The organism is Streptomyces avidinii, from assembly GCF_045161815.1.
GTDB lineage: Bacteria > Actinomycetota > Actinomycetes > Streptomycetales > Streptomycetaceae > Streptomyces > Streptomyces avidinii.
In genome coordinates, this window is record NZ_CP108863.1 from 388,845 (window position 1) to 404,425 (window position 15,581).

The 15,581-nt window shown below is 71.8% G+C and carries 12 protein-coding genes; 8 read left to right on the plus strand and 4 right to left on the minus strand.

What is annotated here, in order from left to right:
• Window positions 1–301 precede the first annotated feature (301 nt).
• A complete protein-coding gene (locus OG373_RS01850) occupies window positions 302–1,936 on the plus strand; it encodes a carboxylesterase/lipase family protein (RefSeq protein ID WP_405435345.1) in 1,635 nt (544 codons plus the stop codon).
• A gap of 7 nt (window positions 1,937–1,943) precedes the next feature.
• Here the strand turns inward: OG373_RS01850 and OG373_RS01855 are convergent, their stop codons facing one another.
• Window positions 1,944–2,783 (minus strand): PaaX family transcriptional regulator C-terminal domain-containing protein, encoded by an 840-nt coding sequence (locus OG373_RS01855; RefSeq protein WP_405435346.1) that lies wholly within the window; start codon window positions 2,781–2,783, stop codon window positions 1,944–1,946.
• Between the two features lie 94 nt (window positions 2,784–2,877).
• Window positions 2,878–4,218 carry a phytase gene (locus tag OG373_RS01860; RefSeq protein WP_405435347.1) on the minus strand — a complete coding sequence of 447 codons (1,341 nt, stop codon included), beginning with the start codon at window positions 4,216–4,218 and terminating at the stop codon, window positions 2,878–2,880.
• A 344-nt stretch (window positions 4,219–4,562) separates the two neighbouring features.
• Here OG373_RS01860 and OG373_RS01865 point away from each other — a divergent pair, with 344 nt between their 5' ends.
• The 3 genes from OG373_RS01865 (at window position 4,563) to OG373_RS01875 (ending at window position 8,270) form a co-directional block, all read left to right on the plus strand.
• A complete protein-coding gene (locus OG373_RS01865; protein ID WP_405435348.1) occupies window positions 4,563–5,981 on the plus strand; it encodes an MFS transporter in 1,419 nt (472 codons plus the stop codon).
• Window positions 5,982–6,108: 127 nt separating this feature from the next.
• Window positions 6,109–6,840, plus strand: coding sequence for a response regulator transcription factor (locus tag OG373_RS01870; RefSeq protein WP_405435349.1), 732 nt, complete (start codon window positions 6,109–6,111; stop codon window positions 6,838–6,840).
• 23 nt (window positions 6,841–6,863) lie between these two features.
• Entirely contained in the window at window positions 6,864–8,270 is a 1,407-nt protein-coding gene (locus OG373_RS01875; RefSeq protein ID WP_405435350.1) for an ATP-binding protein, read from the plus strand.
• Window positions 8,271–8,431: 161 nt separating this feature from the next.
• On the opposite strand, the gene OG373_RS01880 is transcribed toward OG373_RS01875, so the two are convergent.
• Together OG373_RS01880 and OG373_RS01885 are read right to left on the minus strand one after the other, a co-directional pair.
• Complete coding sequence (locus tag OG373_RS01880) at window positions 8,432–9,445, minus strand: TAXI family TRAP transporter solute-binding subunit (protein WP_405435351.1); 1,014 nt, start codon at window positions 9,443–9,445, stop codon at window positions 8,432–8,434.
• Window positions 9,446–9,469: 24 nt separating this feature from the next.
• Complete coding sequence (locus OG373_RS01885) at window positions 9,470–10,159, minus strand: DUF4389 domain-containing protein (protein ID WP_405435352.1); 690 nt, start codon at window positions 10,157–10,159, stop codon at window positions 9,470–9,472.
• A 1,117-nt stretch (window positions 10,160–11,276) separates the two neighbouring features.
• Here OG373_RS01885 and OG373_RS01890 point away from each other — a divergent pair.
• The 4 genes from OG373_RS01890 to OG373_RS01905 all read left to right on the plus strand — a co-directional run bounded on the left by OG373_RS01890 (window position 11,277) and on the right by OG373_RS01905 (window position 15,402).
• Window positions 11,277–12,098, plus strand: coding sequence for a hypothetical protein (locus tag OG373_RS01890; protein WP_397730210.1), 822 nt, complete (start codon window positions 11,277–11,279; stop codon window positions 12,096–12,098).
• Complete coding sequence (locus OG373_RS01895) at window positions 12,095–12,847, plus strand: class F sortase (protein WP_405435353.1); 753 nt, start codon at window positions 12,095–12,097, stop codon at window positions 12,845–12,847. The genes OG373_RS01890 and OG373_RS01895 overlap by 4 nt, the downstream gene beginning before the upstream one ends.
• 212 nt (window positions 12,848–13,059) lie before the next feature.
• Window positions 13,060–13,929 (plus strand): PhzF family phenazine biosynthesis protein, encoded by an 870-nt coding sequence (locus OG373_RS01900; RefSeq protein WP_405435354.1) that lies wholly within the window; start codon window positions 13,060–13,062, stop codon window positions 13,927–13,929.
• Between the two features lie 207 nt (window positions 13,930–14,136).
• Window positions 14,137–15,402, plus strand: a complete 1,266-nt coding sequence (locus OG373_RS01905; RefSeq protein WP_405435355.1) for a serine hydrolase domain-containing protein — start codon at window positions 14,137–14,139, stop codon at window positions 15,400–15,402.
• The last annotated feature ends 179 nt before the right edge of the window (window positions 15,403–15,581 follow it).

The window sequence follows — 15,581 nt, forward strand, 5'->3', positions numbered from 1 at the left end:
GCCGCATCCCGTGGCCAGCAAGAGGCCAGTGGTTGCGGTGATCAGAACCAGGGGGCGAAACCGACCTGCCATGGAGACTCCGTACGTCGTCGAACGGCCCTGTCGGGCCGGGTGCTTCTCCTGTGGTGACACGTGTCTATCGCGTAATTACGACGCCCGTCAAGACTTCACTAGATAGCCGCCGGAGAGTCGCTCCACCCCTTGACCCGCGCCTCACGTATGGCGTAGCACTAACCCTCGTCAAATTCACGCCATACCACCTCGGTGGGCGAAGCCATGATCAGTCAGGGAGTGAAGCACCATGACCGACGATCCATCACGGCGCAGAATCCTCCGGAACACCGGGGTGCTGACCGGCGCCGCGCTGCTCTCCGGCATCCCCGGCGGACCGGCCGGCACGGCGCAGGCCGCGCCGCCGGCGGGCGGGGCCCCGCCCGTCGTGGAGCTGCCCGCGGGCCGGCTGCGCGGCAGCACCGAAGGGGGGCTCGCCGTGTTCAAGGGCGTGCCCTACGCGGCGCCCCCGGTCGGCGCGCTGCGGTGGCGCCCCGCCCGGCCGCACCCCGGATGGCAGGGCACGCGCGACGCGACCGCCTTCGGGCCGAGCGCCCCGCAGCTCTACCGGGAGGGCGGGGACGCGGTGCTCGGCACTCACGGGTCGCCCCCCTTCAGCGAGGACTGCCTCACGCTCAACGTATGGACGCCGGGGGCCGACGGCGCCGGGCGACCGGTGATGGTCTGGATCCACGGAGGCGGCTTCATCTCCGGATCGGGCTCCCTGCCCAACTACTCCGGCGAGACCTTCGCCCGCAACGGCGACCTCGTCGTCGTGACCCTCAACTACCGTCTCGGGCCGCTGGGATACCTGTACTTCGGCGAGGACGGCGCCGACGGGAACTTCTGGTTCACCGACCAACTCGCCGCACTGCGCTGGGTACGCGACAACATCGCCGCGTTCGGCGGCGACCCGGACAACATCACCCTCGCCGGTCAGTCCGGCGGAGCGCTGTCGGTCGCGGCGCTCGCCGGCGCTCGCCCCGCCGGCCGCCCACTGTTCCGGCGCGCCATCCTGCAGAGCCCGCCGCTCGGGCTGCAGATCCCCGACCGCGCGGAGTCGCTCCGGCGCAGCGCCACCTACCTCGACATCCTCGGGGTCAGGAACGTGGCGGAGCTACGGGCGCTGCCCTGGCCGCAGTTGATCGCCGCGACGATCGAGATGTTCCGCCGCACCGGACAGTGGGGCTACTGGTCGACCCCGTTCCTGCCCGTGCTCGACGGGGTGACGCTGACCCGCAGCCCGGCCGACCTGCTGCTCAGCGGCCCGGGGGCGGACATCGACCTCCTGATCGGATGGACCAGGGAGGAGGCCGCCTTCGCGTTCGCGCTGAACGAGCCGTACGTCGCCGCCACCCGGGAGCAGGTGCTCGCGCGGGCGCGGGACACCTTCGGGACCCGGGCGGCCGAGGCCTATACCGCGTACGAGCAGGCCCGGCCGGGCTCCCGCCCGGTCGACGTACTCATGGACCTGATCGGCGACGACCTGTTCCGCATGCCCGGTATCGACCTGGTCGAGAAGCGGGCGGCCCGCGGGCGGCCGGTCTGGGCCTACCAGTTCGACCTGCCTACGCCCGCGCACGACGGCCGGCTGGGGGCGGCGCACTGCCTGGAGCTGCCGTTCGTCTTCGACAACTTCGACAAGTGGTCACAGGCACCGTTCCTGGCGGGGCTGAACCCGCGGATCCGTGACGGTCTCGCGGGGGCCGTGCACGCCTCGTGGATCTCCTTCATCCGTACCGGCGATCCCAACCACGGGCCCATGCCGAACTGGGCACGCTACGAACGCGGTTCCCGGACCACGATGAGCCTGGACGCGGTCACCGGTGGCGTCGACGACCTCGCCGGCTATTGGCGGCGCCTGCACCGCCCGACGGCGCGTTAGCTACGGCCTAGGACTCCGGCGTCTGCTCGGCCAGTCCGGTGACCTGCTGTACGTGGCGCAGGCCGGGCGGGGCGAGCACGTCGTTCAGCTGCTGGAAGATCTGCCGCGCGGCGACCGCGTTCCAGTCCGCGGGGAGCAGCTCGGCGGGCAGGCCGGGGTCGAGGTAGGGCAGGCGGCGCCACTGGGTGAGCATGGGGACGTAGTGGCGGAAGGCCTCGGCGCCTTCGATGCCGGGCTGCCGGGTCAGCCCTGCGGCGACGGGACCGTAGGTCTCGGTGAACCCGGCGTACTGCTCCTCGATCGCCGGGAAGTCCCACCACGAGCTGACGGTCCCGGGCAGGTCGCTGAAGGCCGCGTACTCGGCGGCGAAGAGGTGCACGTACTCGCTGAGCCCGAGCCGTACGAGCATGTCACGGGCGTCGCCGAGCAGGCGGCCGGGCGCCAGCCACACACCCGGGGCGATGTTCCCGAAGCCCAGCCAGGTCAGCCGGGTGCGCAGCTGGTAGCGGTACGAGCGCTCGGACTCCGGTACGGAGAAGACGGCCATGGCCCAGCCGTCGCCGAGCCGCGCCGGTTCGAGGCTGCCGAAGATGCGCCGGTCGCCCTCGTCGAAGACGGTGCGGACGGCCGGGCTGAGCCGGTATCCGGTGGCGCCCCGGCGTTCCGGTTCGAGGACGCCCTTCTTCTTGAGCCGGGAGATCGCCGAGCGCGCCGCCGGGCCGTCCACGTCCAGCTCGGACATCAGGGTGATCAGGTCGGCGACGGAGATCCAGCCGCCGAGGCGTCGCAGGAACGCCCCGTAGACCGTGTTGATCAACGAGCTGGGCCTGAGGGGACTGTCCGCCATGATCGCCTTCCGTCGTATGCGGTGGCGATCCTACCGACCTGGGCGAACGCGGCGCCGCCCAGGTCAGGTCCCCGCCGGAGGGGGCGGAGCGGGCTCAGAGGCGGGCGGCCCGCTTCAGCCGGCCCAGGTCCACGAACTTGAAGTCGGTGTCCGTACGGACCTCCCCGTCGGGTCCCGTGGTGGCGGGGGTGTTGTGGCCGTCCTGGACGACGAGCAGGCCGTTCGGGAACTTCCTGCCCAGCGGCGCGGTCGTGACGGCGGCGCCGTCGCACTCCTGCGAGCCGTCCGGCGATCCGGGTCCCGCGCCGTCACCGATGCGGAAGCCCCGGACGTACGCGTTCCCGTGCTCGCGGTCGAAGACGGCGAAGGTGTCGTCGCCCTGGCTGGAGGCGAGCAGGTAACCGCGGCGGCCGGGCTGCGCGGGGTCGCGCCAGATGGTCAGGCCCTCCACGTCGGCGGAGATGTGGCGGCCGCCGAAGCCGGGGTCGGCGCCCGCGTCGCACTCCTCGGTCTCGGCGTTCCAGGTGCCGGGCACGCCGAAGGAGCGGACCTTCTCGATGAGCCGGGCGGGGGAACGCAGGTCGGCGTCGAGCTTCCAGATGCCGATGTCCTCCTGGCCGGCGTAGAGGTCACCGGTGTCGGGATCGACGACCATGCCCTCGACCTGGGGGTCCTCGCCCGGTTCGCCGCACGGGGCCCAGCTCTTGCCGTTCGGCAGGGTGAAGGAGGAGGGCAGCGAGGTGGTGCGGACGGTGCGGTAGCCGACCTTCCCCGTGGCGTTCGGGAGGAGTTCGGCCAGCGCGAGGGCGGTGGCGTGGCGCCGGCTGGTGACCGCGTAGGAGCGGCCGGTGCGGCGGTCGGTGTAGGCGGCCAGGCCGTAGGCGGTCCGCTGCTCGTTGACCTCGTCCTGACCGGTGGAGAAGATCCGCGGGGCGGCTGCCTCATCGGTGACGTCGACCAGCGGGGCCATGGGCCGCTTCGGGTCGATCCGGTAGATGCGCAGCTGGTCGCGGCCGCGGTCGGAGACGACGGCCACGTCGTGGCGGCCGTCGGGGAAGCGGAGTCCGGTGATCAGGTCCACGTTGTTGAAGCGTCCCGGCATGTCGCCGTCCCTCGGCGGCGCAGGCGCGGGCAGGGACTGCACCTGGCGTCCGTCGAGGTCGTACACGCGCAGGCCGCCCTCCTTGGCGGTGGCGATCACCAGGCTGCGGTCGGGGTCCTTCGCGTTGCGCCAGATCGCCGGGTCGTCGGCGTTCGCGTTGCCACCGGCCTCGTCGTCGAAGAGGGAGGGCGTCTCAACCGAGGCCGACACCCGGGGCAGCGGCTGTGAGGCGTCCTGGTCCCCACGGGCGTGCGCCGGTACGGCGATCACGCCCAGGGCCACCATGGCCGCCGCGGCCACGGCCGGGGTCCGCCTGCTCGAGATCACGCGCATCTTGCCTCCTGCTGAGGGGTACGAGGTCGGGCCGGCCGCGCGGCGGCCGAGGTCGTCCGGCGCCCCGTGACGGGCCGACCCCACCGTGGTCCACGTGCGGGTGGCAACCATGGAGCAGGAATGACGTGCACATGACCGAGTAGTGAAATCGGGCGGCACCACGGCGTCCCGCGCGGCCCTCTCCAAGGCTTCCCCGGGGGCATCCGCAGGGCCTTTCTTAGCGGGACGTTAGATCTGCGTGGCGGACCTTGTCCGGGTACGACGGCCGCCGCATGCTCTGGACACTCCCCCACCGCCGGGGCAGTTCTGCCGTCTCTCATCAGGGACTTCCGTCTGGAGCCGCCATGTCCTCGTCCGTCGTCACGCCCGCGCAGCCGCCCGGGGACGAGCGCCGCAAGCGCCGCCTCGCCCTGGTCGGCGGCTCGCTCGGCAATCTCGTCGAGTGGTACGACTGGTTCGTCTACGCCAGCTTCGCGATCTACTTCGCCGACTCCTTCTTCCCCGGCGACAATCCGACCACGCAGCTCATGAACACGGCGGGGATCTTCGCCGTCGGCTTCCTGATGCGCCCCGTCGGTGGCTGGATCCTGGGCCGCGCCGCCGACCGGCACGGACGCAAGAGCGCCCTCACCCTCACCGTCACCATGATGTCCGTGGCCGCGCTGCTGATCGCCGTCGCCCCGACCTACGGCCAGGCCGGCTACTTCGGCGCCCTGGTGCTGCTGCTCGCCCGGCTGCTCCAGGGAATGAGCATCGGCGGCGAGTACGCGGCCAGCGCCACCTACCTGACCGAGGCGTCCGCCCGCAACCGGCGCGGCCTGGGCTCCTCCTTCCAGTACGTGTCGATGACCTGCGGCCAGCTGCTCGGCCTGGGCATCCTGATCACGCTCCAGCACACCCTGACCACCGCCCAGTTGGAGAGCTGGGGCTGGCGGCTGCCCTTCGTCCTCGGGGCGTTGTTCGCGGTGATCGTCTTCTGGCTGCGGCGACGGCTCCAGGAGACCGACGCGTTCAAGGAGGAGTCGGCGTCGGCGGAGACGGGCGGGGAGCCCCACGACGACAGCACGCGCGGCACGCTCAAGGCCCTGTGGCAGTACCGCCGGCAGGCGGGACTGGTCATGGCGCTCACCCTCGGCGGCACCGTCGCCTACTACACCTACACCACGTACCTCACCAAGTACCTCGTCGGCAGCGCGGGCATGGAGAAGACCACCGCCACGCTCGTCAGCTTCACCGCGCTGACCCTGTTCGCCGTACTGCAGCCCTTCGCGGGCATGCTGTCCGACCGGATCGGCCGCCGGCCCCTGCTGATCACCTTCGCGGTGGGCTGCACCGTCGGCACGTACCCGATCATGACCGCCCTCGGATCGGCGTCGTCGTACTGGTCCGCGCTCGGCCTGTCCCTGCTGGCCCTGGTCATCATCACCGGCTACACCTCGATCAACGCGGCGGTCAAGGCCGAACTGTTCCCCACGCGGGTGCGCGCGCTGGGCGTGGCACTGCCGTACGCGATCGCCAACGCGCTCTTCGGCGGCACGGCGGAGTACGTGGCGCTCTGGTTCAAGAACAGTGGGCACGAGACCATGTTCTTCTGGTACGTCTCCGGGTGCGCGCTGATCTCCCTCGTGACCTACGTGCTCATGCCGGACACCCGCAATGCCGCGCTCAGCCGCGCCGAGGCCGAGGCAGACGGGGAAAGGGCCGGGGACGGCAAGGGCGACCCGGGCCGGTCCGCGGGCGCGCCCGCCGCGGCCGCACGCTGACCCGTCCCGGCGATCCGTTCCGCTGCTCCGTCCCGGTGACCCGGCGCGTCGGCTCCCGTAAGCTGCTGCGCCGGGTCACGGGGATCCGGTGATGCGGGTCCGGTCACAGGTCGCAAGGAAACCGTCTATGCACGCGCTGCTCGTCGAGGACGACGATCGCATGGCCCAGGCACTCGGCACGGCGCTCGCCCAGCGCGGGCACACCGTCCGCCGCGTCGGCCGCGCCCTGGACGCACTGCGGCACGTCCGCGAGGCCGAGTTCGTCCTCCTCGACCTCGGTCTCCCCGACCTGGACGGGCTGGAGCTGCTGCGGCGGCTGCGTACCGTGTGCGCCGCGCCGCTGATCGTGGTGACCGCGCGCTGCGAGGAACGCGACATCGTGCAGGGGCTGCGCGCGGGCGCCGACGACTACGTGGTCAAGCCGTTCCGCATGGCCGAGCTGATGGCTCGCATCGACTCCGTACGACGCCGGACCGACCCGTGCACCGGCCGCGGGCCGGACCCCGCCGCGAGCGGCGCCCGGCCCGTGCGCACCGGTGACGTCGTGGTGGACCTGGCGGGCCGGACCGTCACGGTGGCGGGCGACGAAGTACGGCTGACTCGGCGCGAGTTCGACGTACTGGCCTTCCTGGCCGCCCGCCCGGACGAGGTGCATTCCCGCGAGGAGATCCTGGACCGGATCTGGGGCGACGCCTTCCTCGCGACCTCCCGCTCCCTGGACGTCCACGTGGCGGGCATCCGCGCCAAGACCGGCCGGTCCGGCCTGGTCCGTACCGTCCGCGGGTTCGGCTACCGGCTCGGCTGCCCGTCCGCGCCGGACGGAGCGGAAGCAAGCGGGAGCGGGGGCGGCGCGCGGTGAGGCGCCGGCTCCTGGTGGTTCTGATGGTGCTCATGGGGGCGGCGGCCCTGCTGCTCTGTGTCCCCCTGGCCGATGCCTACGCGCGCGGGCGCACCGAGCACCTGCTCCTGCAACGGCGCTCGGAGGCCGTCCGGTTCGCCGATCTCGCCGACCGGATGCGTACCGCCGCAGACCGGGCGGAGCTCTCCGCAGAGATCAGCCGGTACGCCCAGCTGTACGGTGCCGGGGTCGTCGTGGTGGACACCGCGGGAGCGACGGTGGCCCGGGCCGGGACCGGACCGGCGGCACAGGCCGCCACGAACGCGGCCACCGACAACGCTTCCGCCGCGGGCGGCCCCTCCGAAGGGGCGGACGCCCGTGGCCGCGCCCTCACCGGCCGCTCCACCGACCGGCTGCCCACCCTTCGCCCCTGGGGTCCGCGCACGGTCGTGCTCGCCGAACCGGTGGGGCGGGACGAGCGGGTGAGCGGGGCGGTCCTGATGGCCGTTCCCACCGACGCCGCGCGCCGGGACGTGGCGGTCCGCTGGTCGCTCATCGGCGCCGGGGCGCTCGCCGCCTTCGCGGCGGCGGCCCTGGTCGCGGCCGGGATCGCCCGTTGGCTGATGCGCCCGGTGCTGGACCTGGACCGGGCGGTCGAGCGGCTGACCGCCGGCAGCCTGCAGGCCCGGGCCGTGTCCGACACCGGTCCGCCGGAACTGCGCCATCTGCGGCAGCACTTCAACACCATGGCGCAGGCCATGGCCGACTCCATCGGCCGCCAGCGCGACTTCGTCGCCGATGCCTCCCACCAGCTTCGCAACCCGCTGGCCACCCTGGTGCTTCAGCTGGAGAACGTCGAACCGCACATCGCACCCGGGCCCGGTCTGACCGAGCACAGCCGGGCGCTGGACGAGGCGGAACGCCTGGAGGAACTGCTCGACGGCCTACTGGCACTGGCCCGCGTGGAGTCGGGCACGGCGGAGCTGAGCGATCAGGACGTCGCGCAGGCCGTACAGGACCGGGTCACGGCCTGGTCCCCGGTCTTCCGCGCCGCGGGGGTGGAACTGGTGGCGCCCGGCCTCGCGGAGGACCTGCGGGCGCGCGCCCTGCCCGATGCGGCGGGCCGGATCCTCGACGCGCTCCTCGACAACGCCGTAAAGTTCGTCCCGCGCGGGCGCCGCGTCGAGGTGCGCGCCGCGCACGGGCCGGACGGCTGCGCCGTCGTACGGGTCGCGGACGACGGCCCGGGCGTGCCGGAGGAGCAACTGGCTCTGCTGTTGCGGCGTTTCGCCCGCGCCCCGGAGCACCAGAACGTCCCCGGCAGCGGCCTGGGGCTGGCCATCGCCGACGAGATCGCCCGGATCAGCGGCGGGCTCCTCACGGTCGGCGGCAACGAGCCGCACGGCCTGGTGGTCGAGCTCCGGCTCCCCCCGCCCTCAGCCACGGCCTAGGCGGTCTCTTTCGGATCTTGCCGGGCCCGCGGCGTCCGGCACCGCACCTCGCTGCGTTGTCGGGCCCGCCCCGGTACGTCCAGTACAAGGACGACCCTCCGCCGTGCGATGCACGGCACCGGACGCCGCGGGCTCGGCCGACAAGATCCGAAAGAGACCGCCTAGCCGTACACCGACCGGTAGTGCGCGACCGCGCCGGGGTGGAGCGGTACCTCGCCGGTGGAGATGGCGAACCGGGGCTCCAGCCGTGCCCCCGCCGTCACCTCCCGCAGCAGGTCGCGCCACCGGTCGAACACCACCCGGAGCAGGTCGCGCACCGCGTCCTGCGGTACGTCCGCCCGCGCCATCAGGTAGTTGCCGACCCCGATGGTCTCCACCGGCTCGGTCAGCCCGTACACCCCGGCCGGCAGGGTGACCGCCGTGTAGACGGGGGCGTACCGCTCGCGGAGCGGGCCCACGTAGTCGTCGAGCGGCAGGAACCGCAGCGGCAGCTCGCCCGCCAGTTCGGCCAGCGCCGCTGTCGGCACGCCTCCGGACCAGAACAGTGCGTCGACCGAGCCCTCGCGCAGGGCGCTCACCGATGCGGCGAGGCCCAGGGGGCGCTCGTCCGCGGCCTCCGGCGGCGCGGGTGCGGAGGGCGATGCGGGTGCGGCTGCGGGTCCGGGTGCGCCGCTCAGGCCGGCCGCCCGCAGGACCCGTTCCGTCACCACCTGCACCCCGGAGCCGGCCGCGCCCGCCGCGACCGGGCGCCCTGCGAGGTCCTTGACCGAGCGCACCGGCCCGTCCGCCGGGACGACCAGGTGCGTGTAGTTCACGTAGACCCGGGCCAGTGCGGTCACGGGGGTGGGCCGGGGGAACGACTCCCGCCCCAGTACGGCGTCCTCGGCCACGTCCGCCATGGCCAGTGCCAGCTCGACGGAGCCCTCGTCCAGCTTGCGCAGGTTGTTCACGCTGGCCGCGGTGCTCACCGGGACGATCTCGATCCGGCGGCCGCTCGCGGCGACGGCCTGCGCCAGGGCCTGCCCGAAAGCGTTGTACGGCCCGCCTTCGGGTCCCGTCGCGAGCCGTAGCCGGCGTACCGGACCGGAATCCCCCGAGCAGCCGGCCAGCACCCCCGCCAGGGCGCCGAGGCCGGCGCCCATAGCCCGTCGCCGGGTCACTTCCGCGCTGGTCACGGCGAAAGCCTAGACCGTCCCTTCTCACCCGGCGGGGGCAGGCTCCAACCTGCCGGCCGCGGGCTCGCTCCCTCCCATGTCCAGCCGGAACGGCGGGTACTCGTCGGTCATGAGGGCCGCGTAGACGAGCACCCGCAGCATCCACCGCAGCAGCCCCATGAGCAGGTCGAACAGGCCCCGCGGATAGGTCCCGGTGCACATCAGGATCACCCCGGCGACGAGAGAGAGCACACCGATGAGCCCGGAGGAGAACGGACTGTATTCGGCCAGGTACCGGTACGCGGTCCAGCCGCTGGTGACCATCAGCGTGATCACCAACAGCTGCGGGACTACCAGCAGCCACTTGACCAGGACCAGCCCGCGGGACAGCCGCTCGGGGTAGGTGACATGGACGCGGATCGGGTAGTCGGACACGTCCTTGAGGGTGAACGGCGGGTACGAGTCCGTGCCGAGCACGACGGAGGAGTAGTAGCTGACCCGCGTGGACCAGCGGATGACGCCGACATTGAAGTCGAAGAGCGGTCGTGGGTATCTGCCGGTGATGAGGATGCCGAAGAACGCGATGACGGTCACCGGCACGAATGCGGCCTGCAGGAGGATCAGGGCGAAATAGTGCGGGATGGCGAGGAGCCACTTCACCAGCCACATCCATCGGGTGAGCTCGGGATCCAGAGCCGCCTCGACGCTCAGAGGGTTCGAGGAATCGGGAAACATCGCGGTCACATCCTTATCTCTCGCACGGGGCACGGAAAGGCGCTCCCGCGATCCACGTGGCCCGGGGTGAGCCGCATTCCATTAGGCCTGGATCCCTCCGAGCCCACCTGCCACGGGACTGCGTGGCACGAGAACACGCGGCTTGACGGATCACGGCCGCCCCGATGTCGAGCAGATGTCCACCGGACCGACCGCCCGATGCGCAAGGGGGAGGCCGGATATCGCGGATGTCAAGTCACGACATCACGGGGCATGACGTGCAATATCCCGGCCGGGTTTCCTGGCCGCGGGAGGAAACCCGCACGCGGGAAAGCGGACTGCGATAGATATGGCTACGATCATTGCCGCCGCTTGCACTGCGGCGTGTACCGGCATCGCCCATATCCACTACGCCTCGGCCGCGAACCGGGATCAGCGCATCCCCCTGGTCTTCCACCGACGCGCGAACAGTCCGCTCCGGGTCGACCCGGTCCGCCGACCGGCTCGGTGGGCGAGCGCGGTACTGCTCGGTTTCGCGCTGCCGCCACAACCACCGGGCAGGCAGAACCACCCCCTCGATCGGCGGGTTCGGCGAGCGCGCCCCAGCACCCATCCACCACCACACGCCCGCCCGGCAGGCACGCCGGGCCGGCAGAACCACCCCCGACGGCATTTCTTAGCATCGGAGGCCAACTATTCGCCCGGTCACCTCCGGGACGACTAGAAAGGTCGGGACCGAACCGGACCCGGCGATGGGGATGATGCCACCCGTCGACGATCAGAACGATGTCGAAGGCGGTGGATGTGCGTGCGTTGGTGCGGCCGGATCGAATTGATTGCGGTCTTCCCCGACCTCCCCTTGCGGGTTCGGCTGCGAGGTCTGTTCATCGCACTCCGCATCGAGCTCCGGCTCGAAGAAGGCCGCTGACGTGCGACGTTCGGAGATCTCCCGCGTGCTCGCACGTGTAATGACACAGCAGTGGCCCCATGGTGCAGCAGTCGCCTGAATTTCTTCAAATGAACACCCATCCGCAGGCGTTGCGGCACCGAAGGAGGAAAGAGAGCCGCTTCAGGGGCTCGTTTCCATCCCGTACGAACTGCGATTCCCGTCCAGGGGATCCACGGAACAGGAGCGAATGTGATAGTCAAGCGCGCCGGTCGCCTCGTGGTTGTCGCCGCCATACCCGCCGCCGTGTTCCTGACGCTCGGCCTTTCCGGACCAGCTCTCGCCCAGGGCGGAAAGGCGTACCAGATCGACCTGGCGCAGCTGAACGATTCAGGCTCCAAGGGCACGGTCATGCTCACCCTCAAGGGCAACCAACTGACCGTGCAGATCGAGTCCGAGGGCATGGTGCCGGGACAACCGTCGGCACAGCACCTGCACGGTTCGACGAAGGGGCACGACTTCCACTGCCCGGACAAGACCGACGACACCGACGGTGACGGGGTCCTCAGCAACACCGAGGCCACGCACGACTACGGCGACATCAACATCTCGCTCACCACGGGCGGGGACACCAAGGCCACCAGCGGTCTCGACGTGCAGCGCATGCCCGTCGCCGACAAGCAGGGCACGATCCGTTACAAGCGGACGATCGCCGTCGGCCAGGACGTGGTCGACCACATCAAGGACCTGCACGTCGTGCAGCACGGCATCGACCGCAACAACAACAAGAAGTACGACTTCGAGGGGGCGGGCAAGAGCGAGCTCGACCCGAAGCTGCCCCAGGAGGCCACGGCCCCGACCAACTGCGGCGAGGTCAAGGGCGCGGCCGTGGGATCCGTTCCCGTCGGCGGCATCGAGACGGGTGGCGCCGCGCCGGAGCAGGCAGCGGTGTCGGTGACGATGCGCGACGGCGTGGCCATCACCGTTCTCGCCGCGGTGGCCGGCGCCGTGATCCTCGGGCGGAATCGGGCCGGCGGCCCCGGCCGCAAGGAGATCACCGGAGGCGGCGCGTGAAGCCGACCCCCGTACTCACCGCATCTGCCGGGTCGGCCGGGCGGCGTCCCCGCCGCCGGACCGCGGTTCCCCTGGCGGCGGCCGCCGCCGCCCTCGCCGGGCTCCTCCTGGCGGGGTGCTCCGGCCAGGACGCGGCGAAGCCCCCCACATCGGCGGGGCAGCCCCAGCCGGCCGGGGCACCGGCCGCCGCCGGCGCTCCGACCGCGAAGGCGCCCGCCGGAGGCAAGTCCGCGCCCCCCGCGGACGCATCCAAGGGTGGCACGGGCGCAGGTGCCGCCCAGGCCGCGCCCGCCCTGGCCCGGTCGGAGCCGCAGAAGATCACGATCCCCTCCCTCAACCTGTCCAGCTCCCTGGAGACGCTGGCGCAGAACGCGGACGGCACCATGCAGACCCCGAAGGACCCCGCGCTGGCGGGCTGGTACGAGCCGGGGCCGACCCCTGGCTCCCAGGGACCGGCCGTGATCGCCGGACACGTCACCTGGAACGGAGCCGCCGCCGTGTTCGAGAAGCTGAAGTCGATGAAGGGCGGTGACACCATCAAGGTGACCCGGCGGGACGGCAAGACGGTCACGTTCACGGTGGACCGGGTGGCCGAGTACCCGAAGGCCGAGTTCCCCACGCTGGAGGTCTACAAGAACCTCGACCACGCGGGCCTTCGCCTGGTCACGTGCGGCGGCAACTTCGACCCCGCCAAGCACTACTACGACAGCAACGTCGTGGTGTTCGCCCGCATGACGGGCGCCGCCTAGCCGGAAACGGCCGGGCCGTAGGTACGCCCGTCGGTCGCAGAGCCCCCACTGCGACCGACGGGCACCCGCACGTGTCCGGATGCGGGCCCGGGCGTCGCACCCGAAGGGCCCGTTCAAGGACAGCGGTTGCTTCGAACCGCCCCTCGGTCAGTCCGGTCGCTTCGGTCACTTCGGTCACTGATCCGCGCCGGCGCCCCGGTAGCGTCGCCGCCATGCGCTACCACCATGTCGACGTGTTCACCGACCGCCCCTTCAACGGCAACAGCCTCGCGGTGTTCCCGGACGCCGATGCGCTGACCGGCGCCCAGATGCTCGCCATCACCCGGGAACTGCGGCACTTCGAGTCGGTCTTCCTCCTGGGCGACGGCATGTCCGGGCCGCACACCCGGCGGGCGCGGGTCTTCGACCTCGCGGGGGAACTGGACTTCGCCGGGCACCCCCTTCTCGGCGCAGCCGCGGTGCTGCACGCCCTCCACGGCGCCGCGGACCACGCGGCCTGGACCCTGCACCTGCCGGCCCGTTCGGTCGAGGTCACCACCGACCGCCGCGGCCCGGGGCGGTACGCGAGCCTCCTCGACCAGGGCGCCGCCGCCTTCCTCGGCCGCCCGGACCCGGACGGACTGGCCGCCCTGTTCGCCCTCGAACCGGGCGATCTGGATGCCGGCCTGCCGCCGGAGGTGGTCTCCACGGGCCTGCGCTACCTGGTGCTCCCCGTACGCGGTGACGCACTCGCCCGCGCCCGCGTCAGCGCGCCGCTGGACGAGCCCCTGGCCCGCCTGGGCGCCGAGTACGCGTACCTGCTGGACAGCGCGGCCATGGAGGGGCGGCACTGGAACAACGACGGGGTTCTGGAGGACGTGGCCACCGGCAGCGGTGCGGGCTGCGCGGCCGCCTACCTGCGCAGCCACGGCCGGATCGGCGCCGGGGAGGCGGGCCTGCTCCGCCAGGGCCGCTTCACCGGGCGGACCGGCGAGATGACCGTCAGCGCCGACGGGGACGGCCGGAACATCCACTCGGTACGCGTCGGAGGCGGCGTCGCCCTCGTCGCGGAGGGACGCCTGCGGGCTCTCCCGCCCGCCTGAGCCGTCCGGCTGTGCACGGCGCGCCGGCCCAGCTCGTGAGCACGGCTCGTGAGCACGGCTCGTGAGCACGGCTCGTGAGCACGGCTCGTGAGCACGGCTCGCCCTCACGGCACACCACGGCCCACCAGGGCTCACCTCGCGACCCGGGTGGCCCGGCTCTACGCTGATGGTGTTGCCCGGGGTCCTCGGACGGCAGGAGACCATGCGGTGAAGCCAACCCACATCCGGCTGCGCCGGGCCTGCGCGGCTGCTGCCGCGACAGGGATCCTCATAGCCCCGGCGGTCGCGGGATCCGTCCACGCGGCGCCCGTCCCGGGGCGCTCCGCCCCCGTATCCGCCGCCCCGACCCCGACGCCGGCCCCCACCTCCACCCCGTCCCCGGACACCGACACGGTGTTCCGGCGGATCACACCCGCGGTCGCGGCGCAACTCGACGCGGCCGTGCGTCAGGTCATGCGCGAGGCGCAGGTGCCGGGCGTGACGGTCGGCCTGTGGGCCCCCGGCAAGGGGAGCTACGTCCGGTCCTTCGGCGTGGCCGACAAGGCGACCGGGGCGCCCATGACGCCCGACCTCCACGTGCGCATCGGCAGCGAGACCAAGACGTTCACCGTGACCGCCCTGCTCCAGCTCGTCGACCAGGGAAAGGTCGGCCTGGACGACCACATCGGCGACTACATCTCCGGGGTTCCGAACGGTGACCGCATCACCCTGCGCCAACTCGCGGGGATGCGCAGCGGGCTGTTCAACTACAGCATGGACGGCGACTTCATCACGCGGCTCGAGAAGAATCCCCAACAGCCCATGTCGCCGAGGCAGTTGCTCGACTACTCCTTCCGGCACCCCGTCCTGTTCGAGCCGGGGGCGAAGTTCGACTACAGCAACACCAACCTGATCCTGCTCGGTCTGGTGGTGGAGAAGATCACCGGCCGGCCGCTGCACGAGGTCATCGCCGGGGACGTGGTGAAACCGGCCGGGCTGCGCAGTACGGTCTTCCCCACGAACGCGGCCATCCCGGCTCCGTACGCGCACGGCTACACGAACCAGACGGCCTCGGGCAAGGTCGAGGACTCGACGCACTGGAATCCCTCCTGGGCCTGGGCCGCCGGGGCGATGATCTCCGACCTCCAGGACCTGCGCAGTTGGGCCCGCACCCTCGCCGTCGGCACGTTGCTGAAGCCGGCGACCCAGGCCGAGCGCCTGAAGACCACGCCGATGGACATTCCGGGGGCCGGCTACGGGCTGGGCATCTTCGACGTCCAGGGCTGGATCGGCCACAACGGCTCGATCCCCGGGTACGAGGTGCTGCCCGTCTACCTGCCGGCGGCCGACGCGACGATGGTGATCCTCCTCAACACCGACAGCCAGTACAAGGGACAGGAGCCGAGCACGCTGTTCGGTGAGGCGGTCACCGGCATCGTGACGCCCGATCACGTGTACCCCGGCCACAAGCCGGTCGTGCCCAAGACCGATTGACGACCGCGGCCACTCTTCCTCGCCCCCTCCCCGCGGAATGGGCGCGATCAATTCCGGTCGGCCGACCGATTGCGGAGAGGCGCCCTTTTCCGGGAAACAGGCGACAAAACGCGGCCGCCGGCCCCCGGCCGGGGCCCGATCGACCTCCCCGAAAGATGCCCCGGTCAACCGTGTTGTCC